A 19,845-nucleotide genomic window follows, 5' to 3' on the forward strand; every position below is an offset into this window, starting at 1 on the left:
CTGCGCCGCGCAGCTGTGCCGCTGCTGGCATCCGCTTGCGCTGGAGGCGATATGAGCGAAAGCAACGTGGCAACCCTGCGGCCGGCCGGCACGGCGCTGCTGTCGGTGGAGCATATACGGCTGTCCTATCGGCTGTCCGATGGCCGCCGCATGCGCGCGGTCGATGATGTCTCCTTCGCGCTGCACGCCGGCGAGACCCTGGCCCTGGTGGGCGAATCGGGCTGCGGCAAATCCTCCGTGGCCAGGGCCGTGATGCGGCTGGTGCGGCCCGAGTCGGGGCGCGTGATGTTCGCAGGCCAGGACCTGGCGACGATGCCCGAACGCGCGCTGCGGGGGCTGCGACGGCATTTCCAGATGATCTTCCAGGACCCGATCTCGTCATGGAATCCGCACCGGCGCATCGGCCCGGCGCTGATGGCCCCGCTCAAGCTCAATGGGCTGTACCGGCGCGGCGCCAGCGAAGCGCGGCTGCGCACGGTGCTGGAACAGGTCGGCATGGACCCGGATGGCGTGCTGCGGCGCTATCCGCGCCAGTTCTCCGGTGGCCAGTGCCAGCGGCTGTCGATTGCCCGCGCACTGCTGCTCGATCCCGAACTGCTGGTATGCGACGAGCCGGTGTCGGCCCTGGACGTGTCCGTCCGGGCTCAGGTGCTCAATGTGCTGAACGTGCTGCAGCGCGAACTCGGACTTGCCATGCTGTTCATCTCGCACGACCTGGCAGTGGTGCGCAATGTGGCCGATCGCATCGCGGTCATGTATCTCGGTGCGCTGTGCGAGACCGGACCGGCGGGCGACATCCTGGACCGTCCCGCCCACCCCTACACGGCGGCGCTGATCAGCGCCGTGCTGGAACCCGATCCGGATGCGCCGCGCCGGCGCATCGCATTGCGCGGCGATATGCCCTCGCCGCTCGCGGTACCGGACGGCTGCCGTTTCCGTACCCGTTGCCCGCAGGCGCAGCCGCGCTGCAGCGAGAGCCCGCCCGTGCTGGCACCGCTGCCGGGACGGCCGTTGCAACAGGTCGCCTGCCATTTCCCGCTCGGGCAAGCCGCCGGCACGCCGGCCGCCACGCCGGTGCTGCTGCGCACCGCGGCAACATGATTCGATTCCATCATAAGGAGACGCGCCCATGACAAGCTCGGCACTGCGGCTCGCCGCCATGCTGGCAGCCGCCTGCGTAACCGGCGGGTTCAGCGCTACGGCCCATGGCCAGCAACGCGGCGGCACCCTGACGATCGGCACCGAGGCCGAGTTCAGCGGCTTCAATCACCTGACGGCAAAAATCTTCAACCAGAATACCGCCGCGCCGGCCTCGTCGGTGATGGAAACGCTGTTTGCCTACGAGGGCAAGCAGATCGTGCCCCGGCTCGGCCTGGAGCTGAAGGAAGCGCCGGACCGGATGAGCGCCACGGTGACACTGCGCCGCAACGTCAAGTTCCACGATGGCACGCCGTTCAACGCCGAGGCCGTGGCCTTTCACTACAACCGGCTGCTTGCCCCCGATTCCGGCGTCAACGTGTCGATGATCGCGCCGGTCAAGACCGTCGAGGTGGTCGACCAGCACACCGTCCGGTTCGTGCTCAAGCATCCCTGGACCGCCCTGCGTTCCGCGCTGGCACTGGAAGGCTTGAGCAACTTCATCGGCTCGCCGACCGCGCTGCGTCAGGATCCGGCCGGCTTTCATCGCAAACCTGTCGGTACCGGCCCCTTCGTGTTCAAGGAATGGCAGGCGGGCGACCGCATCGTGATGGAGCGCAACCCGGACTACTGGGACCCGAAACTTCCCTATCTGGACCGCGTGGTCTATCGCGTGCTGCCCGATGCCAATACGCGCTACCAGAGCATCCGTTCGGGCGAGGTCGACATCGGCCGCATGGACACGGCGACCCATGTACTCGATGCCAGGAAAGACACTTCGCTGCGCGTGCATTCTTACGAGGGGTCCGGTGCCATCTCCTGGAACTTCAATCACAGCAAAGCGCCCTTCGACGACAAGCGGGTGCGCGCCGCGGTGGTTCACGCCTTCAACAGCCAGGCGATGATCGACACGTTCTTCCTCGGCACCACCCGGCCCACGCGCGATCTGCTCGGCGCAAATTCGGATTGGCATTGCCCGAGCCTGAACTGGCGCGGCTACGACCTCGCTCGCGCGCAGGCGCTGATCAACGAAGTCGGCAAGCCAGTGTCGTTCGAACTGGTCAGCACCAATACCCCGGCCGGGCGCCGGCAGGCGGCCATGGTGCAGCAGTTCGTCAAGGCGGCCGGCATGGACGCGCGCATCCGGCTGGTGGAACAGAGCCAGAACGTGCGCGTCGGGCTGAGCGGCGACTATCAGATGGACGTCTGGCGCTTCTCCGATATCGGCGGCGACCCCGACCTGGTGCTGTCGTACTACTTCGGCGGCGAAGCCGGCGAGCCGGTCAGCCGGCACGACACTCGCCAGATCGATGCGCTGCTGGCCAAGGCCCGCGTCGAAACCGACCGCGCCAGGCGCCACGCGCTCTACTGCGAGGTCGCGCAAAAGGTATCCGACGATGCCGTGCAGCTGATCCCGATCCGGGTCACGTATTTCGCCATCGCACGGCCGCCTGTCAAGGGCCTGCCCCCGATGCAAAACAGCCTGATCCGCGTACGGTCGATGTGGCTCGACAAGGCCGCTCGCTAGCAAGCACCGGCGCACTGCCGGAAAAGATTGATCCGCTTGCGGCGCGGCCGTTGCCACCGCGTTCGCCACTGAAAGGAGCCCTCATGGCACGCATTCCCTATTTCGATCTGGCGCAGGCCCCTGCCGACTATCTGGAGCGTCTCAAGGGCCGGCCGCCCCTGAACCTGTACCGGATGCTGCCGCATGCGGGACCGAGCGCCTCGAACGGCTTTCTCGCGCTTGGCAGCGCCATTCTGCGCGACAACGCGCTGGACTCGCGGCTGCGCGAGATCGTGATCCTGCGCGTGGGCCTGCTCAGCGGCGCCAGCTACGAGGTCCACCAGCACAAGCGCGTGGCCCGAAACGTCGGCCTGGAAGAAGCGAAGATCGCCGCCCTTACGCCTGGCGCCGATCAACACGCGCTGTCGCCGCTCGAGCGTACGCTGGTGGCCTTCACCGACGAAGTCGTGCAGCGGGTCAAGGCCACCGATGCCACCTTCGACGCGCTTGCCGCGCAGCTCAGTCACCGCGAGTTGAGCGAAGTGCTGCTGACCATCGGGTTCTACATGTTGGTCAGCCGCTTCCTCGAAAACCTCGAAATCGATCTGGAACCCCCCGGCGCCATTGCTTGAGCGCCGCCCCATGACATCTGGAGCTTCCATGCACCTGCCTCCCAACGACATCGATCCTTCCGTTCAAATTTTTGCCGAATCGCTCGGGCAGCAAGCCGGGCGCGGTCGCCTGCAGGGCCGCCGCGTGCTGGTAGTGGGTGCCGGCCAGCGCCCCATCCCCGAGCCGTCGCCGCCGGTCGGCAACGGCCGCGCCATCTCGATGCTGTTTGCGCGCGAAGGCGCCAGCGTCGCCTGCGTCGACATGGCCGAAGGCGCCGTGCGGGAAACCTGCGAGCTGATCCAGGCCGAGGGCGGCAAGGCGCGTCCCTATGTGGCCGATGTCGGGCAGGCCGACACCATCGCGCCGTTGGTCGACCGAGTTGCCGCCGAGCTGGGCGGCCTGGACGGGCTGGTGCTCAATGTGGGGATATCCAGGGGATTGGGCCTGGCCGATCAGAGCGCGGCCGCCTGGGATGAGGAATATGCAGTCAATGTACGCAGCCATATGCTGTTCAGCCAGGCTGCGCTGCGCCTCATGGCGCCGGGCAGCGCGATCGTGCTGATGTCATCGCTGGCCAGCCAGCGCTGCACCGGCCGCAACCCGGCCTACGAATCGTCCAAGGCCGCGCAGGTCGCGCTGGCGCGCAGCATCGCCGCCGCGGGCGAGGCGCGCGGCATCCGCTGCAATGCCTTGCTGCCCGGCCTGATGGACACGCCGATGGGGCGCGATGCCAGCCGCCGCAGGCCCACGCGGGCGGCGGCGGTACCGTTCGGCCGGCAGGGCACCGGCTGGGAAGTGGCATACGCCTGCCTGTTCCTGATCTCGCACGAGTCGAGCTACGTCAACGCGCATGCCCTGCTGGTCGATGGCGGATTGGGTGTTGGCGTGAGTCGCGCTTGAGTGTGGCCGCGGCGCGCGCGGCCATTGCCAACATCAGAACCGAGGAAACAGCAAGCCATGCGCCGCCCGGGTCGAACCTGTCCCTATCCGACATCATGCACAAGATGTCCCGCGCCGATGCTATTGAGTTGCTTCCCGGGAATCGACATCACCATGCGGCTGCGTTGCGGCGTGGAGCGAATCACCAGGTATTGGATCGGCCGCTGCTCGCTGTCATGTACTAGCCGCGTAACGCGCAGAATCGGTGAGTTGGGCTCAACGGCCAGTGCATCCGCCACAGTGGGATCGGCTATTTCGGCGGTGACCTCCTGCACAACCTCGCCCAGTTGCAGATCGTCCCCGATCAGCAGCTCATACAGCGGGCGCTGGCGCAATTGGATCGTCGAGACGCGGGATTGGAAGCGGGACGGCATCCAGGCATCGAGCAGAAGCAACGGTGTACGGCCGCGCTTGCGGATGCGCAGCACGTGCAGCGCATCGCTGCTCTCCTCGAGCTGCAGAATGCTTGCAACGCTAGGTGGCGCCGGTTCGATGCCGACGCTTAGCACCGTCACCTGGGTCTGGCTGACCACCTCGCGCAGCCCTTCCAGATACGTCAGCGATACCGAGGCCGGAAGGGCCCGCTTCATGGGGAGGACGAAAGAGCCAACGCCCTGCTCGTTCTGAATCCACCCTTCCTTTTGCAATTCGGCTAGTGCGCGTCGCACGGTAATGCGCGACACCTTGAAGCGCTCCGTCAATGCCTCCTGCGTCGGGAGACGGTCGCCTTCGCGATAGATGCCGTTCAGGATTTGCTGCTTGAGCGCAAGAAACAGCTGCCGGTGCAGCAGTGTGCCTTGGGATTTGAGCGAAACGCCGGCCATAGTGGAAGAAGAGTGATCGCGACCTGGGCGCGTATTTTGCCATGGCGAGTACGGTCAGGAATCGGACCCTCCCCTCGCCTCAGGAAAGACGCATGCCCATTGCCGCCGCTTGCTCGATATCGAACCGCAGGCAGCGGTCATCGTACTGGTTCCCCTTGCAGCCGCCTCGAACCGTTGCGGGTTCGCGCGAGCCGGTATAGAGCTCCCAAGCCGGCGGCAGACGCAGAGAATCAGGCATGGCCAGCCACAGACGAAACAGCGTGCGTTTACGTTCGGGCTCGGGATGGTCCTCGAAATGGGTGCGCGAGTGCAGCATGGTCTGGTTGCTCAGCAGCTGCACATCGCCCGGTTCCAGCTCCATGGTGAGCATTAGATCGGGTCGCCGCACCACGGCATCCAGATAGCCGATCGCCTCGCGCTGCAAGCCCGTCAACGGTGGTACACCCTCGAGCTGCTGCGCGTTCTCGACGCGATTGCGGTTCCATACACAGAAGATGCGACCATCCTGGAAGCCGTAGATCGGCGCGTTGACCCACGCCGCTTCTCCCGGTTGCTGCTCGCCGTTGCGGCTGAAAGGGTAGTTGCTCTGCAGTATCGTCGCCAGATCAGGGCGCTCCTCGGCAATGACTTCGTACGCCTTCACCGAACTGGTACACATGCTCATGCCGCCCACCGGCGCCTGGTTATAGCAGCTCAGCAGCACGATGTCCGAACCGTCGACATGGAAATCGAGCTGCGCGTTTGACGAGTATCCGCGTCCCGTCGGACTCCGATACTGTCCGCCCACGTCCTGCACCCTGTTCAGGTAGCAGCTGGCGCGATCCTGCGGTCTCGCCACGCCGAAATGCAGACCGATGGCCCATGTCATCAAGGCGAACTCGTCCGGCGTCACGCCATCACGCGGAAGGTTCTTGACCAGCGCCATGCCCCGCCCGTCACGTACTTCGCGGAATGCGGATGAAAGCGGCTCCAGCACCCGGTCCAGCGAAAAATCCTGCCGGCGATACTCAAGCAGCGGTTTGCCTTCTACGTGCCCGGCCCTGACGGCGGCCAGCAATTCGTCCGCTTGTTCGAAGTTGAGTCGGTAGATCCAGTTGGTGTCCGTCGTGACCTCGCTCACGGTCCACGCCTGCGGTGAGCCAGTGCGGTGGACATGAGCATGCAGCTCGGTTGTAGTCATGATGCGTCCTTGCAATGAGGGAGGTGAATGCATACCGGCCGGGCCGGTGTGCGCGGATGGCTTAGTTCGGACCCAGCCCGAGGCGTTTGATCATCGCTCCATAATCCGCGAGATCGGCCTGAAAACGGTGCTGGAACTGCGTGGGCACTTCTCCGCCGGGTTCGGCGCCGAGGACGCGCAGCTTGTCGTGGACGTCTTTGCTATCCATTACCAGCTTGATATCGGCGTAGATGGCTTGCACGAGCTTGGGTGACATCTTCCCGGGGCCAAACAATCCGTACCAGCTCCGCGATTCCATTTGCGCGATACCCTGCTCGCTGAAGGTCGGGATCTGCGGCATCAGAGGGCTGCGCTGGCGCGCCGCGACGCCAAGCACCTTCAGCCTGCCTTCCTTCAGGAAGGGCAGCGCCGAAGTGACGCTCGCAAAGCCGGTGTCGACATTGCCACCAAGCAAATCCGTCATCCACTGCGCCGAGCCTTTGTATGGCACGTGCACCATATCGATCTGCTGCTGTTCCTTAAGCCGCTCCCCATACATCTGCGTACTGGTCTCGGCGCTGGCGAACGTGAATTTGCCCGGCACCTTGCGCGCAGCTGCTACGAACGATGTCACATCATCTACCTGGACCTTGGGTGAGGCGACCATGACGACGACGGGCAATGCCAACGACGTGATCGGCGTGAAGTCGGTGCGCGTCTCATACGGCAGCTTCGGCTGCATGTACGGATTGATCGCGATCGAAGCGACGGACAGCAGCAGCGTATGGCCGTCAGGGGCGGCCCTTGCCACCAGGGCCGATCCAATGGTGCCGTTTGCCCCTGCGCGGTTTTCCACGACGACGGGCTGGCCCCATAACTCGCTCAGCTTCTGCGCAAACAGGCGCCCCACCACATCGGTACCGCCGCCGGCGCCATAGGGCACGATCAACGTGACGGGACGAGTGGGATGGAAGGCTGGACCCTGGGCGGTCGCTGCTTCGCCCGCGGCCGAAGCTGCGCAGCACAGCGCTGCGAAGGCGAGGCGGAAGCGTTTCATGCTGGTCTCCTGAATCGTTATGTTGGTGATGCCGCGAGAATTCATCGCAGACTGGGTCATGCCGATGTCCGGCGGGTGTGCCTGATTTTCAAGGAACGTTACATTCGGCATGTTGGTATCACAATATGCCAATTGGCATGGCGCTGATAGTTAGGGTATGTACCGGGTCTAACGGTTTGCAGCGGTCGACGCGACATACCGCCTTCCATTTTCTTGATATGTCGTTATATACTTGATACATCCGATGACGACGCATCGGCATCGCCCCACAACCCACCAGCCATCGACATCCATGCCCTCGACATCCTTGACGCAAACATCGTTGCGCGCTCTCCTGACGGAAAACGCATTGATCGCCGCCCCGGGCGCCTATGACGGAATCACCGCCCGCATGGTCGAACAGGCCGGCTTCGCCGCCGCCTATATGACCGGGGCCGGCGTCTCGGCCTCGCGCGGCTTTCCGGACTATGGCCTGCTGACGCTGACTGAAATGGCTCAAGCCGCGGGCATCGTGGCGCAATCGGTATCGATCCCAGTGATTGCCGATGCGGACACGGGATACGGCAACGAATTGAACGTGACACGGACCATCCGTGAGTACGAACGCGCCGGGATCGCGGGCCTCCATATCGAAGATCAGGTCTCGCCAAAGCGCTGTGGTCACCTGGACGGCAAGGAAATTGTGCCGCGCGAGGAATTTGTGGCGAAGATCCGCGCCGCCGTAGCGGCGCGGAGAAGTCCGGACTTCATCGTCATCGCGCGCACCGACGCGCGCGCCGTGGTGAGCCTGGACGAGGCGATCGCCCGGGCCAACGCCGCGTTGCGTGCCGGTGCCGACATGGCATTCGTCGAGGCGGCGCAGAGCCTCGAGGAAGTCGCGCTGATTCCCCAGCGCGTGGAGGGCCCCTGCCTGCTCAACATCGTACGGGGCGGCAAGACGCCGGACGTGTCACTCGAGGCCGCGCGGGACATGGGATACCGACTGGCCATCCTCCCCAGCCTGCTGATCGGCGCAGTCACGCAAGCCTGTGACGAGGCGTTGCACGCGCTGCGCGAAACCGGTCGTCCGCCCTCGTCCGCGAACTCGATACCGGTTTCGGAGCGGTTCCGGCGTTTCGGGGCCGATGAATGGGATGCGCTGCGCTCCCGGTTCCGCGACTCACCCGCCGGAGTTGGCGAATGAACGGCGTTTCGATCCCGAACCTGGTGCCGGCGACCCTGTTCGAGAAGGTCTGGAATGCGCATGTCATCGAGGAGTACGAGGATGGCTGGGCGTTGATCCATATCGACCGGCAATTGCTGCACGACTTGTCCGGTACGCGCAGCTTCGAGGACCTCGCTGATCGGCGCTTGCCAGCGGCCATGCCTCAGTTGAGCTTTGCCACGCCGGACCACACGGTTTCCAGCGCGCCTGGCCGCCGCGGAGATGATTCACCGTTCAGTGTCCGTCTGGAGCACGGCGCGCGCGATCATGGCATCCGATTCTTCGGCCTCGGCACGCCGGGCCAGGGAATCGTCCATGTCATGGGTCCGGAGCTCGGCATCGTGCTGCCCGGCACCACGGTCATCTGCGGCGACAGCCATACCTGTACCAACGGCGCGCTGGGGGCGATGGCCTTCGGCGTGGGCACCTCCGAGCTGACGCACGCGCTCGCGACGCAAACGCTGTTGCAGCGCAAGCCCCGCAATTTTCGTCTGGTCTTCGAGGGAAAGCTCGCCCCTCGCGTGAGTGCGAAGGACATGATGTTGCACGCGATCGGCAAGCTAGGCGCCTCGGCCGGTACGGGCTATGCCATTGAATATGCCGGACCGGCGGTGAAAGCTCTATCGGTCGAGGCTCGCATGACCCTGTGCAACCTGTCCATCGAAATGGGTGCGCGCGTCGGCATGATTGCGCCGGATGACAAGGTGTTCGACTTTCTGCGCGGGCGTCGCTATGCCCCTTCCGGCCAGATGCTTGCGCGCGCGCTGGACGACTGGCGCACGCTGCGCTCGGACCCGGGCTCACGCTTCGATCGCGAGGAAGTCATCGACATCAGCTCGCTTCCGCCGCAGTTGACATGGGGCACCAGTCCCGAACACGAGATCGCCGTGAGCGGCATCGTCCCGCACGACGATGTCGCTCCGGATGCCGCCACGCGCGCGGCCTGGCGAGAGGCCCGTGCTTACATGGGGCTCGAGTCGGGCGATCCTATCGCAGGGCATCGCATCGATCGCGTATTCATCGGATCGTGCGCCAACTCGCGGCTCGAGGACCTGCGTACTGCCGCGTCGCTGCTGGGCGGCCGGAAGGTGGCGGCGCACGTTCAGGCGTGGGTCGTGCCCGGCTCCGAAGACGTCAGCCGCGCCGCCCGGCGCGAGGGGTTGGACGAGGCCTTCACTGCCGCGGGCTTTCAGTGGCGCGAGCCCGGGTGCAGCATGTGCGTGGCGGCCAACGGCGACGTCGCTGCTCCCGGACAACGCGTGGTCTCGACCTCCAACCGCAATTTTGTCGGCCGCCAGGGACCGGGCGTCCGGACCCATCTGGCCAGCCCCGCCACCGCGGTGGCTTGCGCATTGGCCGGCGAACTTGCCGATCCAAGGCAGCTATGACGGCAGGCATCCATATGAAACCGTTCATCACCGTGCAGGGTCCGGCAGCGCCGCTGCTGCTGGACAATATCGACACCGACATCATCATTCGCATCGAAAGACTGTCGTCATTGCCAAGCGCCGAACTGGGCCCGTTCGCATTCGAAGCGCTGCGCTTCCAGGCCGACGGCAGCGAAACGCCGGACTGCGTGCTCAACCGCGATGCGTTCAGGCAGGCGCCGATTCTGCTGGCCGGCCGCAACTTCGGCTGCGGTTCGTCGCGCGAGGGCGCGGTGTGGGCACTGGCAGGCCGCGGCATCCGTTGTGTCGTTGCGGAAAGCTTCGGCGAGATATTTCATGCCAATTGCTTCCAGAACGGCGTATTGCCCATCGTGCTGGGCCGCGCCGACATCGAGCAGCTCGCCAGCGAAGCCCGGGACGGCGCACCCGTTACGGTGGACCTCAGCGAATTGCGCATCATCGCGCCTTCCGGGCGGGCACTCACCTTCTCTGTCGACCCGATGAAGCGCTCCGCATTGCTCGACGGCCTGGACGAGCTCGGCCGCACGCTGCGGCAACACGACGCCATCTCGGCCTGGCAGGCCAGGGACCGGCAGATGCGGCCCTGGATCTGGCAACCCGTCGAACTGCCCTGACGGCACGAGGCCGCGCCGCGACCGCGGCGTAGGCCGTCCAGACGAGAACAAAAGAACGATTGAATGGAGACAACCATGCCCCTTTTATCTGCAACGCTGGACGGCGAACAGCTCGCGATCCCGTGCACGCTGATGCGTGGCGGCACCAGCAAGGGCCTGTACTTCAGGGCCGAGGATCTGCCTGCCCCAGGCGAGCAGCGCGACACCGTGCTCAAGGCGCTGATGGGCAGCGAAGACCTGCTGCAGATCGACGGCCTTGGCGGCTCGCGGCTCGTCACCGCAAAGTTCGCGATCGTCGGCCGCTCGCAGCGCCCGGATGCCGATGTCGACTACACCTACGGCATCGTGCCGCCGGGGCGCGGGATCGTGGTCTACACGAGCAACTGCGGCAACATCTCTTCTGGCGTAGGCCCGTTTGCGATCGATAGCGGTCTGGTTGAAGCACGTGAGCCGATCACGGAGGTCCGGATCTTCAACACGAATACCGCCAAGGTGCTGGTCGCCCATGTCCCGGTGTCCGGCGGCCGCGCAAAGATCAGCGGCAACTTTGCCATTCCCGGCGTGCCCGGCACCGGCGCAGAGATCTTCATGGACTATCGTGCCACCACCGGCGCCAAGACCGGCCGCGTACTGCCGACCGGCAATACGGTCGATGCGATCCGGCTCGAGGACGGCCGCGAGTTGGAGGTCACCATCGGCGATGTCGCCAATCCCTGCGTGTTCGTCCGTGCCAGCGACGTTGGCCGCAGCGGCAGCGAACTACCCGATGCGATCAACGCGGATGAAGCGCTGCTAGCCACGCTGCGCGAGCTGCGAGGCAAGGCCGCCGCGCTGCTGGGCTTTTCGCCGTCCTGGCAGGAAGCCGAAACCGTCTCGCCGGCGCTGCCGCTGGTCGTCATGGTGGCGCCGCCGGAGGACTACGCCGACAGCGAGCAACGTCCGCTGCGGGCAGGCGACATGGATCTGCGGGCCCGGCTGATCTTCTACAACAAGTGCCACGAGAGCATGGCGGGCACCGGATCGATGTGTACGGCCGCGATGTCGCGCATTGCGGGCACCGTGGTGCATGCCGTCACCACCGCGCAGCACACCGGACGCGGCGACACGCTGCGCATTGGCCATCCGCTCGGCGCGATGGAGGTGATGGTACGTGCCGCCCCCGGGAGCGAGATTGCCTTCGAGCGCCTCGGTTTCCGTCGTACAGCGCGACGGCTGATGCAGGGGCTTGCATATATCCCCGCCGCGCTGATGCAGCGTTGAACAGGAGAGCTCAGCCATGAACAACGAATCTCCATCCTCAACGCGCCGCCGCGTGCTGAAAAGCGGCCTCGCTGTCGCTGGCGCGGCCATTGGTCAGGCGCTGGCGCGGACGTCCGGCTCCGGCTACCCGAGCCGGCCGGTGCGCATCGTGGTGGGCTATCCGCCGGGCCAGACAGTCGACGTCACGGCGCGCGCCTATGCCGCGGTGCTGCAACAAGTGTGGAAGCAGCCCGTCGTGGTCGACAACATGGCGGGTGCGAACGGCATCATCGGCGCGCGGATGGTGAAGGCCGCCGCGCCGGACGGTCATACCTTGCTGTTCGGCACGTCGGGCCAGCTTGCCATCAATCCGGCCATCTATCCGTCGTTGCCCTACGCCACGCGGGAGGACTTTGCGCCGGTCGCGATGGGCGCGATCGGCCGGCTCTACCTGGTGGCCAATAACGCGCTGCCTGCATCGAATCTGAAGGAATTGATCGCCCATGCCAAGGCGAATCCAGGCAAGCTGAGCTACGGTTCCGGCGGCACCGGGATCACCGCCCATCTGGCGATGGAGATGCTGAAGGCGGCCACTGGCATCGACATGCTGCACGTACCGTACAAGGGTTCGCCCGCGGCGATCAACGGCCTGCTTGCCAACGACGTGCAGCTGATGTTCGATGCCGGCTCGCTGATCCTGCCCCAGCTGCGTGCGGGCAAGCTAAAGCCACTGGCGGTGTCCAGCAGCACCCGCTTTGCCGCCCTGCCCGATGTCCCGACTGTCGCGGAGCAAGGCTTCCCAGGCTTTCGCGTGGCGACATGGAGCGCGCTGGTCGCCCCCGCCGGCACACCCACTGCGGTTGTGGAGAAGATCAACGCGGCGATGCAGGCTGCGTCGCGAGTCGACGCGGTCGCTTCGGCGATCCGGGCTGGTGGCAGTGAGCCCCAGCAGTACTCCACGAGCCAGTTCGCCGACTTCCTCGCGAGCGAATTGAAACTGTGGGCAGACGCCGCGCGACACGCGGGCGTCGAGCCCGCTTGAGGGCGAATCACCATGACCACATTCACCGCTGCCGGACAACAGCAAGATCTGACGGCCTCTCGGCGCATCGCCGTCTTTTCCACCACCTTCGGCCCTGACCGGCTGGACGCCGACGAGCTTGTGCTGTGCGGCAGGTCGCTGGCCGACACCTATGGCGTGGCGGTAGCCGGCCGTCACGAGCATGCGCCGCGCGCTGCCTTGCGCTACCTGCGTGATGCCGGTCTGCTGGTCGGGTCCGAGGACGATCGCGCCGGCAGCGCGGCGCTCTGGGGCATGCCTTTCCGTGCCGCGCCCGAAATCGCCGCCTGGTGGAACGGCGTCGCAGGCCATGTGCTGGATTACGACGACGTCACCGTGCCGATGCGCGGCCATCCCAGCGTGGTGCTGTGGCCGGCGCTGCTGGCGCTGGCCCAGGCACGAGCGTTGCCGCCGCGGCGGCTGTCATCGGCGTTCTGCGTCGGCATGGAGGTCATCTGCAAGCTCTCGCGCGGCATCGCGATGGCGCACTACGGCATCGGCTGGCACGCGACCGCAACGATCGGCACGATCGGGGCGACCGTCGCCTGCGCGCATCTGCTTGGCCTCGATGCCACGCAGACGGTTCACGCGATCGGCATCGCGGTTGCCCAGGCCGCAGGCTCCCGCGAGAACGTCGGCACCGAGAGCAAGTCGTTCCAGGCTGGCCATGCCAACGGCGCCGCGGTCCGCGCGGCATCGCTGGCCGCCGCCGGCTTCGAGGCCGGCGAGCGCTCGCTCGATGGTGCGCATGGCTTCGTGCGGCTCTATGCCGGCAGCGGCAATGGCCCGGAGCTGGAGGATCTCGGCGAGGCGCCGCTGGAATTGCGGCGCAGCGGCCTGGACGTCAAGCAGTACCCGATGTGCTACGCCACCCACCGCGCCCTCGATGCCGTCCTGGCACTGCGGCGGGAGCATGGCATCACGCTGGCGGATGTCGAGCGCGTCGATGTCGAGACCAGCCCCGAGGCGTTGGTTCCGCTGGTGCATCCCTATCCCGTCACCGGCCTGCAAGGCAAATTCAGCATGGCGTATGCGATGGCAGCCGCGCTCGCCGACGGGGCCATCCGGCTGACCAGCTTCGTCAACGAGGCGGTAATGCGTCCCGAGATCCAGCGGTTCCTGCGGCACGTGCATGCGCGTGAATCCGATGTCCCCACGTCTGCCCGCTGGGCCGAGGTCACGCTTTCGCTGCGTGACGGCCGCCGCCTGAGCCGCCATGTCGAAACGCTGCACGGCTCGTCCAGCGATCCGCTGAGCGAGGCCGAGCTGATTGCCAAGCTCGACGACTGCCTGCAATGGGGCAAAGCGCGAGGGCGCGGCCGCGAACTGCTCGAGACCTGTCTTTCCCACCATCGTCTGTCGGCTCAAAAGCTGCTCGACAGGCTGCAGTCATATTCCAGGGAGGAGACCGATGACTGAATCCATGCACCCCGTTCGCCGTCACCGCCGCAAGCTCGTACCCGTGCTGCTGGCGCTGGCAGCCTGCTGTTCGCCGACCTTCGCGGCCTGGCCCGAGCGGCCCATCAAACTGGTCACCGGTTTTACCGCGGGAGGCGGGGCTGACGGCGTGGCACGGGCGCTCGCCGATGCCCTGGGCCGCCGTCTCGGCCAGCCGGTGGTGGTGGAAAATCGTCCGGGCGCGGGCACGACGCTGGCGGCGGGCATGGTCGCTCGGGCGCCTGCCGACGGCTACAGCCTGATGCTGATCACCACCACCAATACGATCTCGCCGGCGATGTACAAGAAGCTGTCGTACAACCCCGCCATCGACTTCACCATGGTCGGATCCGTGGCGCAGGGACCGATGGTGATCGCCGTGTCGAAGGACTCGCGCATCAAGTCGCTGGCGGACCTGATCGCCGCTGCGAAAAAGACGCCGGGTGTGCTGAACTATGGCGCGGGCGGGATCGGCACGACGCCGCACCTGGCCGCGCTGGTGCTTCAGCGGGAAGCCGGCATCAGCATGACTCATATCCCCTACAAGGGCGGCAGCGAAACGGCCGCGGCACTGGTCGGCGACCAGATCCAGGTCCAGTTCGGCACGCCGCCGGCTGTTGCACCCATCGCCTCGCGCGCTAATGTACTGGCGGTAACCTCGGCCAGCCGCACGGCCCTGGTGCCCAATGTGCCGTCCGTCGCCGAAACGGTGAAGGGCTACGATGTGGTCAGCTGGTATGGCATCGGTGGGCCCGCCCGCTTGCCCGTGGAGGTGGTCAATACGCTGTCGGCGGCACTGCGCGATGCGCTGGCCGACGAGACGGTGCGCAAGCATCTGGCCACGCTCGGTCTCGAACCGTACCGCACCACGCCCGCGGAAACGCAGCGCCTGTATTTGCAGGAGCTGCGACGGTGGGACAAGGTGGCCAGGACCGAGGGCCTGCGGGCGGAGGATTAGGCGACGGCCGACGGAACGGACGCGCGCGCGGGCGGTGAACAGGGCCGGCAGGCGCCACCGAACCGGGCAGCGCAGGCACGTCAGGGTCAGCGCGGAATGAGATCGTGGACGATCTGTCCGGCGCTCAGCGTATTGACGCTGTCGCCCTGGACGTCCATCAGGATGCGACTGCGCTCGGGCGTGATGTAGATCGTGTTATGCAGCACGGGGGCGTTCTTGTGGTCATGCATCAGCCGGATCAGCTTGAGCAGGGGCGAGCCGACCTCGACGTTGAGCAAACCGGCGAACTGCGGGTCGGCCAACTGCGCGGTAATTTCCTGCACCACGCTGCCGAAGCGCACGCCCTGCTTCATCAGTAGTTCGTACAGTGCATGCTTCTTCAGCGAGCTCGCCGACACGCCCGTGCCCAGTGCAGCGGGGATCCAGGCATCCGTCAGCATCACCGGACGCTGGTCGATGCTGCGCAGGCGCAGCGCGTGCAGTGCCCGTTCGCCTTGCGCCAGCCGGAGCTGCGCTGCGATATCGGGCGGCGCCTCCTGCTGATTGACCTGGATCACCTTGACCTGGGTCTCCCTGGCTGCCTTGCGAAGGCTTTCGAGCAGGCTCAGCGTCGGGGCTGGCCGGCCCGTCGCTGCTGCCTTGACGAAGGTGCCGAGGCCATGGCGGCGTTCGATCAGGCCCTGGGCTGCGAGATCGGACAGCGCTCGTCGCACGGTGATACGCGAAACGCCGAAGCGTTCGCAAATCGTTTCCTCTTTCGGCAGCGTCCCTGTCTTCGCGTAGATTCCCCGCGAAATCTCGTCACGCAGGACATTGAAGACCTGACGGTGCAGCGATGTACCGGCCACGCGGCCTACAGCAGGGACTGGTTGCACTTGGATTGACATGGGGATGCGAAAGATGGACGCGGCAAGCATAGCATATGCCGCTTGACCCGCATGTCATGTTGTTATTATTCTATAAACACAAGCAAAGAAATGCCCACGGGCGCCCCGACCCGGGCATGAAACGACGGAGGAGACAGATGTCCTATCCAATCGCATGGATGACAAGCCTGTGCATCGCCCTTGCGCTGGCCGGCCCGGCGCGAGCCGCATCGCCGGCCGCGCCCTGGAAGCCGGACAAACCGGTGACGCTGGTCGTTCCCTACGCCGCCGGTGGCGGCACGGATGCCATGGCGCGTGCCGTGTCGAAGCGACTTGCAGCCATTCTGGGACAACCGGTGGTCGTCGAGAACCTTCCGGGAGCCGACGGCCTGATCGGCACCCGGAAGGTCATGGAGGCCAGACCGGACGGACATACCCTGCTGCTGCAGGTACCCGCGATCCTCGTGTCCAAGTACCAGCCGGGCAAGAAAGGCCTGGATCCGCTGGCACGCCTGCAACCGATCACCACGGTAGCGCAATCGCCAGCAGCCATCGTGGCGAGCGGCAAGCTTCCGGTGACCTCGCTGGCCGAGCTGTTCGGCTACTGCCGGGCCGCCGCCCCGCCCTGCTCGGTGGCCAGCGGTGAAAGCCTCGCGCGCATCTTTGCCCAGCAGCTGGCTGCGGAAGCGGGGGTTCCCGGCCTGGTGGTGGTGAACTACCGCGGCACCGGACCCATCGTGACCGATATGATCGCCAACAATGTCAATATGGCCTTCACCGGCATCACGGCGGCCTTGCCGCACCACAAGGCCGGCACGCTGAGAATCCTGGCCACGATGGGACAGTCACGTGCGGCCGCCTTGCTCGACGTGCCGACCTCGGCCGAAGCCGGCTTTCCGCAATTCCAGTCAGTGACCTGGTATGGGCTGTTCGGGCCCAAGGGCACGCCTCAGGCGGTCAGCGATGCCCTGGTGTCCGCGGCACGCGAAGCCATCAAGGATCCGGAAGTTCGCAAGACGATCGCCACCGCTGGTGGCGAACCGTTGGCCAGCACCACCGCGGACTTCGCCGAGCAAGTGCACCGCGACAGCGAGCGCCTGCGCGACCTGGTCAAAAAATACCCATTCGAATGAGATGCCGACAATGCTACCCGACCAACTGGCCGTGCCATGCGTGCTGATGCGCGGCGGCACCAGCAAGGCGCTGTTCTTTCACGCGGCAGATATTCCGGAAGCCGGCCCCCGCCGCGACCGGCTGCTCAAGCGGATCATGGGCACGCCAGATATGCTGCAGATTGACGGACTCGGCGGATCGCGCCTCGTCACCTCGAAAATCGCAATCGTCAGCCGTTCGCAGCGAGCCGGCGCCGACGTGGACTATACGTTCTCGCAGGTCGACATCGAGCACGACCGCATCGGCTACGACGGCAACTGCGGCAACATTTCGTCGGCGGTCGGCCCCTTCGCCATTGACGAGGGTCTGGTGGACCTGGTCGAGCCCGTGACCACGGTACGGATCTACAACACCAACACCGACAAGCTGCTGATCGCCAAAGTGCCGGTGCGCGGCGGCAAGGCAAGCGTGCTAGGTGACTGCGCGATCCCCGGCGTGCCAGGAACCGGCGCCGAAATTCTGATGGATTATGCCGGCACGGTCGGCGCAAAAACGGGAAAGCTGCTGCCTACCGGCAACGTGATCGACCGTATCACGCTGGCCGATGGCCGCGCGGTCGATGCGACTTTGTGCGACGTGGCCAACCCGTGTGTGTTCGTGCCGGCCACCGAGCTCGGGTTGGCCGGCAGCGAGCTGCCGCAGCAGATCTCGGCCAATGCCGCGCTGATCGAAACCATCGCCGAGATTCAGGCGCGCGCCGGCCAGATGTTTGGCCTGTGGTCGGACTGGAAAAGCGTGCGCCTGCCCGGCCTGCCGCTGTGCGTCATGGTGGCGCCGCCTGCCGATTGCGTCGGCGCCGACGGCAAGCCCCTGCGCGCCGACGAAATGGACCTGCGCGCGCGTTTGGTCTTCCTTGGCAAATGCCACGACAGCATGGCAGGCACGGGCTCCATGTGCACGGCCGCGGCGTCGCGCATCCCGGGCTCTGTCGTCAACCAGGCGCTCCGCGATCCCAAGACGCAAGCGCCCGTCCTGCGCATCGGCCATCCGCTCGGCGCTATGCACGTGCGCGTCGAGGCCAGCGCAGCCGTGTCGCCGACGCAGATGCGTTACCCCGTCCTCGGGCTTGCGCGCACCGCGCGCCGCCTCATGAGCGGCACGGTGCATGTGCCGCGCGACGTCATGGCTGCCGCGATGTCATACGAATGATTCAACGACTTCCCGCCGTTCCCGCAACGTTATGGGGTCATTCGTACCCTTCGATGACGACGACATCCGCCTCGGAACAAGGCGCCCGCAGCGCGATCAATGCTTGATAGTCCGCAGACCTGTAGCACTCGAGGGCGCGCTGGTAGCTGTCGAACTCGATCACCACCACGCGCGACCGAGGCTGACCTTCGACGACGGTCTTCTGTCCATTTCGCACCAGAAATCGCGCGCCGAATTTCTCGAATACTGCCTTGTTGGCGGCGATGTATTTCTGATAGCCGACCGTATCGGCGACATCGACCATCGCAACCCAGTAACCCTTGGCCATACCATCCCTCATCACTTCAATTGACGCGTATCACGCCACCAGGGCACCCCGGAGGGCATCCATGCAGGCAAGTCTATATCGTGTGGCGGGAAAGACGACAAGCATGTCCTGGCACTGGCCCGCGACCGGTGCCAAGAAGCGCAACGTGCGGAATCACGCCATGACGAAGTCCAGCAGATCCGCGTTGATGATATCGGCATGCGTGGTACACATGCCGTGCGGGAAGCCCTCGTAGACCTTGAGGGTGCCCTGCTTCAGCAGTTTGACCGACAGCAAGGCAGAGTCCGCGATGGGAACGATCTGGTCGTCGTCGCCGTGCATCACCAGCGTCGGCACGTCGATCGACTGCAGATCTTCCGTAAAGTCGGTCTCCGAAAACGCCTTGATGCCGTGGTAGTGCGCATTGGCGCCGCCCATCATGCCCTGCCGCCACCAATTGCGTATCACACCGTCCTGTGCCGTCGTCCCCGGACGGTTGTAACCGTAGAACGGCCCGGCGGCGACATCGAGATAGAACTGGGCGCGGTTGGCCGCCAACTGCTGGCGGAAGCCGTCGAACACCTCGATCGGCAGTCCACCGGGATTGGCCGGCGTCTTGACCATCAGCGGCGGCACCGCACCGATCAGCACCAGCTTGGCGACGCGTCCCTTGCCGTGGCGGGCGACATAACGGGTTGCCTCGCCCCCGCCCGTTGAATGGCCGATATGGATCGCGTCGCGCAGATCCAGGTGCTCCACCATCGCGGCAACGTCCGCGGCATAGTGGTCCATGTCGTGGCCGCTTGCCGCCTGCGTCGAGCGGCCGTGCCCCCGCCGGTCATGGGCGATGACGCGGTAGCCCTTGCCGAGGAAGAACAGCATCTGGGCGTCCCAGTCGTCGCCGCTCAGCGGCCAGCCGTGGTGAAAGACGATCGGCTGCCCCTCCCCCCAATCCTTGTAGAAAATCTCGGTGCCATCCTTGGTCGCGATCATGCCCATGGTGTTGCTCCTTTCGGCTTGCTGGCTTTACCCCGGCTTTGCAGAGTGCGCGAGCATCGCCGCGGGCCGACAGCGCTACGGGCGCGCAATGGCCGCAGGCCAGAGGCGAAGAAGCGAAGCGGAACGGTTTGGGAGAGCTCGGGCTGAAGTCGATCGGGTCGACGGCAACCGCGTTCCGCCCGATCTGGTGTGACA

19 protein-coding genes are annotated in these 19,845 nt (G+C 65.6%); 13 read left to right on the forward strand and 6 right to left on the reverse strand.

The window, feature by feature from the left end; all coding sequences use genetic code 11:
* Nucleotides 1-51: 51 nt before the first annotated feature.
* The 4 genes from AC6EI8_RS06085 to AC6EI8_RS06100 all read left to right on the forward strand — a co-directional run bounded on the left by AC6EI8_RS06085 (nucleotide 52) and on the right by AC6EI8_RS06100 (nucleotide 4,156).
* Entirely contained in the window at nucleotides 52-1,101 is a 1,050-nt protein-coding gene (locus AC6EI8_RS06085; protein WP_498381522.1) for an ABC transporter ATP-binding protein, read from the forward strand.
* Nucleotides 1,102-1,129: 28 nt separating this feature from the next.
* Nucleotides 1,130-2,665, forward strand: coding sequence for an ABC transporter substrate-binding protein (locus AC6EI8_RS06090; RefSeq protein ID WP_498381523.1), 1,536 nt, complete (start codon nucleotides 1,130-1,132; stop codon nucleotides 2,663-2,665).
* An 83-nt stretch (nucleotides 2,666-2,748) separates the two neighbouring features.
* The gene (locus AC6EI8_RS06095; protein WP_498381524.1) at nucleotides 2,749-3,276 is read left to right on the forward strand and encodes a carboxymuconolactone decarboxylase family protein; all 528 of its coding nucleotides are present in this window, start codon (nucleotides 2,749-2,751) and stop codon (nucleotides 3,274-3,276) included.
* Nucleotides 3,277-3,304: 28 nt separating this feature from the next.
* Nucleotides 3,305-4,156 carry an SDR family NAD(P)-dependent oxidoreductase gene (locus AC6EI8_RS06100; protein ID WP_498381525.1) on the forward strand — a complete coding sequence of 284 codons (852 nt, stop codon included), beginning with the start codon at nucleotides 3,305-3,307 and terminating at the stop codon, nucleotides 4,154-4,156.
* Between the two features lie 83 nt (nucleotides 4,157-4,239).
* On the opposite strand, the gene AC6EI8_RS06105 is transcribed toward AC6EI8_RS06100, so the two are convergent.
* The 3 genes from AC6EI8_RS06105 to AC6EI8_RS06115 all read right to left on the reverse strand — a co-directional run bounded on the left by AC6EI8_RS06105 (nucleotide 4,240) and on the right by AC6EI8_RS06115 (nucleotide 7,235).
* A complete protein-coding gene (locus AC6EI8_RS06105; protein ID WP_498381526.1) occupies nucleotides 4,240-5,019 on the reverse strand; it encodes a GntR family transcriptional regulator in 780 nt (259 codons plus the stop codon).
* 79 nt (nucleotides 5,020-5,098) lie between these two features.
* Nucleotides 5,099-6,139: a TauD/TfdA family dioxygenase gene (locus AC6EI8_RS06110; RefSeq protein ID WP_498381527.1), complete on the reverse strand. Its 1,041-nt coding sequence runs from the start codon at nucleotides 6,137-6,139 to the stop codon at nucleotides 5,099-5,101.
* 121 nt (nucleotides 6,140-6,260) lie between these two features.
* Entirely contained in the window at nucleotides 6,261-7,235 is a 975-nt protein-coding gene (locus AC6EI8_RS06115) for a tripartite tricarboxylate transporter substrate binding protein (RefSeq protein ID WP_498381528.1), read from the reverse strand.
* Nucleotides 7,236-7,527: 292 nt separating this feature from the next.
* Here AC6EI8_RS06115 and AC6EI8_RS06120 point away from each other — a divergent pair, with 292 nt between their 5' ends.
* The 7 genes from AC6EI8_RS06120 to AC6EI8_RS06150 all read left to right on the forward strand — a co-directional run bounded on the left by AC6EI8_RS06120 (nucleotide 7,528) and on the right by AC6EI8_RS06150 (nucleotide 15,156).
* Nucleotides 7,528-8,418, forward strand: a complete 891-nt coding sequence (locus AC6EI8_RS06120; RefSeq protein WP_498381529.1) for an isocitrate lyase/PEP mutase family protein — start codon at nucleotides 7,528-7,530, stop codon at nucleotides 8,416-8,418.
* Complete coding sequence (locus AC6EI8_RS06125; RefSeq protein WP_498381530.1) at nucleotides 8,415-9,827, forward strand: 3-isopropylmalate dehydratase large subunit; 1,413 nt, start codon at nucleotides 8,415-8,417, stop codon at nucleotides 9,825-9,827. Before AC6EI8_RS06120 ends, AC6EI8_RS06125 begins: the two co-directional genes overlap by 4 nt.
* 14 nt (nucleotides 9,828-9,841) lie before the next feature.
* A complete protein-coding gene (leuD, locus tag AC6EI8_RS06130) occupies nucleotides 9,842-10,462 on the forward strand; it encodes a 3-isopropylmalate dehydratase small subunit (protein ID WP_498381550.1) in 621 nt (206 codons plus the stop codon).
* A gap of 75 nt (nucleotides 10,463-10,537) precedes the next feature.
* A complete protein-coding gene (locus tag AC6EI8_RS06135; RefSeq protein WP_498381531.1) occupies nucleotides 10,538-11,722 on the forward strand; it encodes a 2-methylaconitate cis-trans isomerase PrpF family protein in 1,185 nt (394 codons plus the stop codon).
* A 16-nt stretch (nucleotides 11,723-11,738) separates the two neighbouring features.
* Nucleotides 11,739-12,743 (forward strand): Bug family tripartite tricarboxylate transporter substrate binding protein, encoded by a 1,005-nt coding sequence (locus tag AC6EI8_RS06140; protein ID WP_498381532.1) that lies wholly within the window; start codon nucleotides 11,739-11,741, stop codon nucleotides 12,741-12,743.
* A gap of 12 nt (nucleotides 12,744-12,755) precedes the next feature.
* On the forward strand, nucleotides 12,756-14,180 hold the full coding sequence (locus tag AC6EI8_RS06145; RefSeq protein WP_498381533.1) for an MmgE/PrpD family protein: 1,425 nt from the start codon (nucleotides 12,756-12,758) through the stop codon (nucleotides 14,178-14,180).
* Nucleotides 14,173-15,156 carry a Bug family tripartite tricarboxylate transporter substrate binding protein gene (locus AC6EI8_RS06150; RefSeq protein WP_498381534.1) on the forward strand — a complete coding sequence of 328 codons (984 nt, stop codon included), beginning with the start codon at nucleotides 14,173-14,175 and terminating at the stop codon, nucleotides 15,154-15,156. The genes AC6EI8_RS06145 and AC6EI8_RS06150 overlap by 8 nt, the downstream gene beginning before the upstream one ends.
* A gap of 86 nt (nucleotides 15,157-15,242) precedes the next feature.
* Here AC6EI8_RS06150 and AC6EI8_RS06155 read toward each other — a convergent pair whose 3' ends face one another.
* Entirely contained in the window at nucleotides 15,243-16,073 is an 831-nt protein-coding gene (locus AC6EI8_RS06155; RefSeq protein WP_498381535.1) for a GntR family transcriptional regulator, read from the reverse strand.
* Nucleotides 16,074-16,180: 107 nt separating this feature from the next.
* Between AC6EI8_RS06155 and AC6EI8_RS06160 the strand changes: the two genes are divergently transcribed.
* On the forward strand, nucleotides 16,181-17,155 hold the full coding sequence (locus tag AC6EI8_RS06160; RefSeq protein WP_498381536.1) for a tripartite tricarboxylate transporter substrate binding protein: 975 nt from the start codon (nucleotides 16,181-16,183) through the stop codon (nucleotides 17,153-17,155).
* A gap of 10 nt (nucleotides 17,156-17,165) precedes the next feature.
* On the forward strand, nucleotides 17,166-18,344 hold the full coding sequence (locus AC6EI8_RS06165; RefSeq protein ID WP_498381537.1) for a 2-methylaconitate cis-trans isomerase PrpF family protein: 1,179 nt from the start codon (nucleotides 17,166-17,168) through the stop codon (nucleotides 18,342-18,344).
* 37 nt (nucleotides 18,345-18,381) lie between these two features.
* Here the strand turns inward: AC6EI8_RS06165 and AC6EI8_RS06170 are convergent, their stop codons facing one another.
* Both AC6EI8_RS06170 and AC6EI8_RS06175 read right to left on the reverse strand, forming a co-directional pair.
* Complete coding sequence (locus tag AC6EI8_RS06170; protein WP_498381538.1) at nucleotides 18,382-18,672, reverse strand: DUF1330 domain-containing protein; 291 nt, start codon at nucleotides 18,670-18,672, stop codon at nucleotides 18,382-18,384.
* 153 nt (nucleotides 18,673-18,825) lie between these two features.
* The gene (locus AC6EI8_RS06175) at nucleotides 18,826-19,650 is read right to left on the reverse strand and encodes an alpha/beta fold hydrolase (RefSeq protein ID WP_498381539.1); all 825 of its coding nucleotides are present in this window, start codon (nucleotides 19,648-19,650) and stop codon (nucleotides 18,826-18,828) included.
* Nucleotides 19,651-19,845 lie beyond the last annotated feature (195 nt).

The sequence above is a fragment of the Cupriavidus sp. R6-3 genome (assembly GCF_059772245.1).

Excerpts from the sequence above, each read along its gene's own strand:
- AC6EI8_RS06085 (WP_498381522.1), top strand. The coding sequence starts at position 52 with ATGAGCGAAAGCAACGTGGCAACCCTGCGGCCGGCCGGCACGGCGCTG.
- AC6EI8_RS06090 (WP_498381523.1), top strand. The coding sequence starts at position 1,130 with ATGACAAGCTCGGCACTGCGGCTCGCCGCCATGCTGGCAGCCGCCTGC.
- AC6EI8_RS06095 (WP_498381524.1), top strand. The coding sequence starts at position 2,749 with ATGGCACGCATTCCCTATTTCGATCTGGCGCAGGCCCCTGCCGACTAT.
- AC6EI8_RS06100 (WP_498381525.1), top strand. The coding sequence starts at position 3,305 with ATGCACCTGCCTCCCAACGACATCGATCCTTCCGTTCAAATTTTTGCC.
- AC6EI8_RS06105 (WP_498381526.1), bottom strand. The coding sequence starts at position 5,019 with ATGGCCGGCGTTTCGCTCAAATCCCAAGGCACACTGCTGCACCGGCAG.
- AC6EI8_RS06115 (WP_498381528.1), bottom strand. The coding sequence starts at position 7,235 with ATGAAACGCTTCCGCCTCGCCTTCGCAGCGCTGTGCTGCGCAGCTTCG.
- AC6EI8_RS06120 (WP_498381529.1), top strand. The coding sequence starts at position 7,528 with ATGCCCTCGACATCCTTGACGCAAACATCGTTGCGCGCTCTCCTGACG.
- AC6EI8_RS06125 (WP_498381530.1), top strand. The coding sequence starts at position 8,415 with ATGAACGGCGTTTCGATCCCGAACCTGGTGCCGGCGACCCTGTTCGAG.
- leuD (WP_498381550.1), top strand. The coding sequence starts at position 9,842 with ATGAAACCGTTCATCACCGTGCAGGGTCCGGCAGCGCCGCTGCTGCTG.
- AC6EI8_RS06135 (WP_498381531.1), top strand. The coding sequence starts at position 10,538 with ATGCCCCTTTTATCTGCAACGCTGGACGGCGAACAGCTCGCGATCCCG.
- AC6EI8_RS06140 (WP_498381532.1), top strand. The coding sequence starts at position 11,739 with ATGAACAACGAATCTCCATCCTCAACGCGCCGCCGCGTGCTGAAAAGC.
- AC6EI8_RS06145 (WP_498381533.1), top strand. The coding sequence starts at position 12,756 with ATGACCACATTCACCGCTGCCGGACAACAGCAAGATCTGACGGCCTCT.
- AC6EI8_RS06150 (WP_498381534.1), top strand. The coding sequence starts at position 14,173 with ATGACTGAATCCATGCACCCCGTTCGCCGTCACCGCCGCAAGCTCGTA.
- AC6EI8_RS06155 (WP_498381535.1), bottom strand. The coding sequence starts at position 16,073 with ATGCTTGCCGCGTCCATCTTTCGCATCCCCATGTCAATCCAAGTGCAA.
- AC6EI8_RS06160 (WP_498381536.1), top strand. The coding sequence starts at position 16,181 with ATGTCCTATCCAATCGCATGGATGACAAGCCTGTGCATCGCCCTTGCG.
- AC6EI8_RS06165 (WP_498381537.1), top strand. The coding sequence starts at position 17,166 with ATGCTACCCGACCAACTGGCCGTGCCATGCGTGCTGATGCGCGGCGGC.
- AC6EI8_RS06170 (WP_498381538.1), bottom strand. The coding sequence starts at position 18,672 with ATGGCCAAGGGTTACTGGGTTGCGATGGTCGATGTCGCCGATACGGTC.
- AC6EI8_RS06175 (WP_498381539.1), bottom strand. The coding sequence starts at position 19,650 with ATGGGCATGATCGCGACCAAGGATGGCACCGAGATTTTCTACAAGGAT.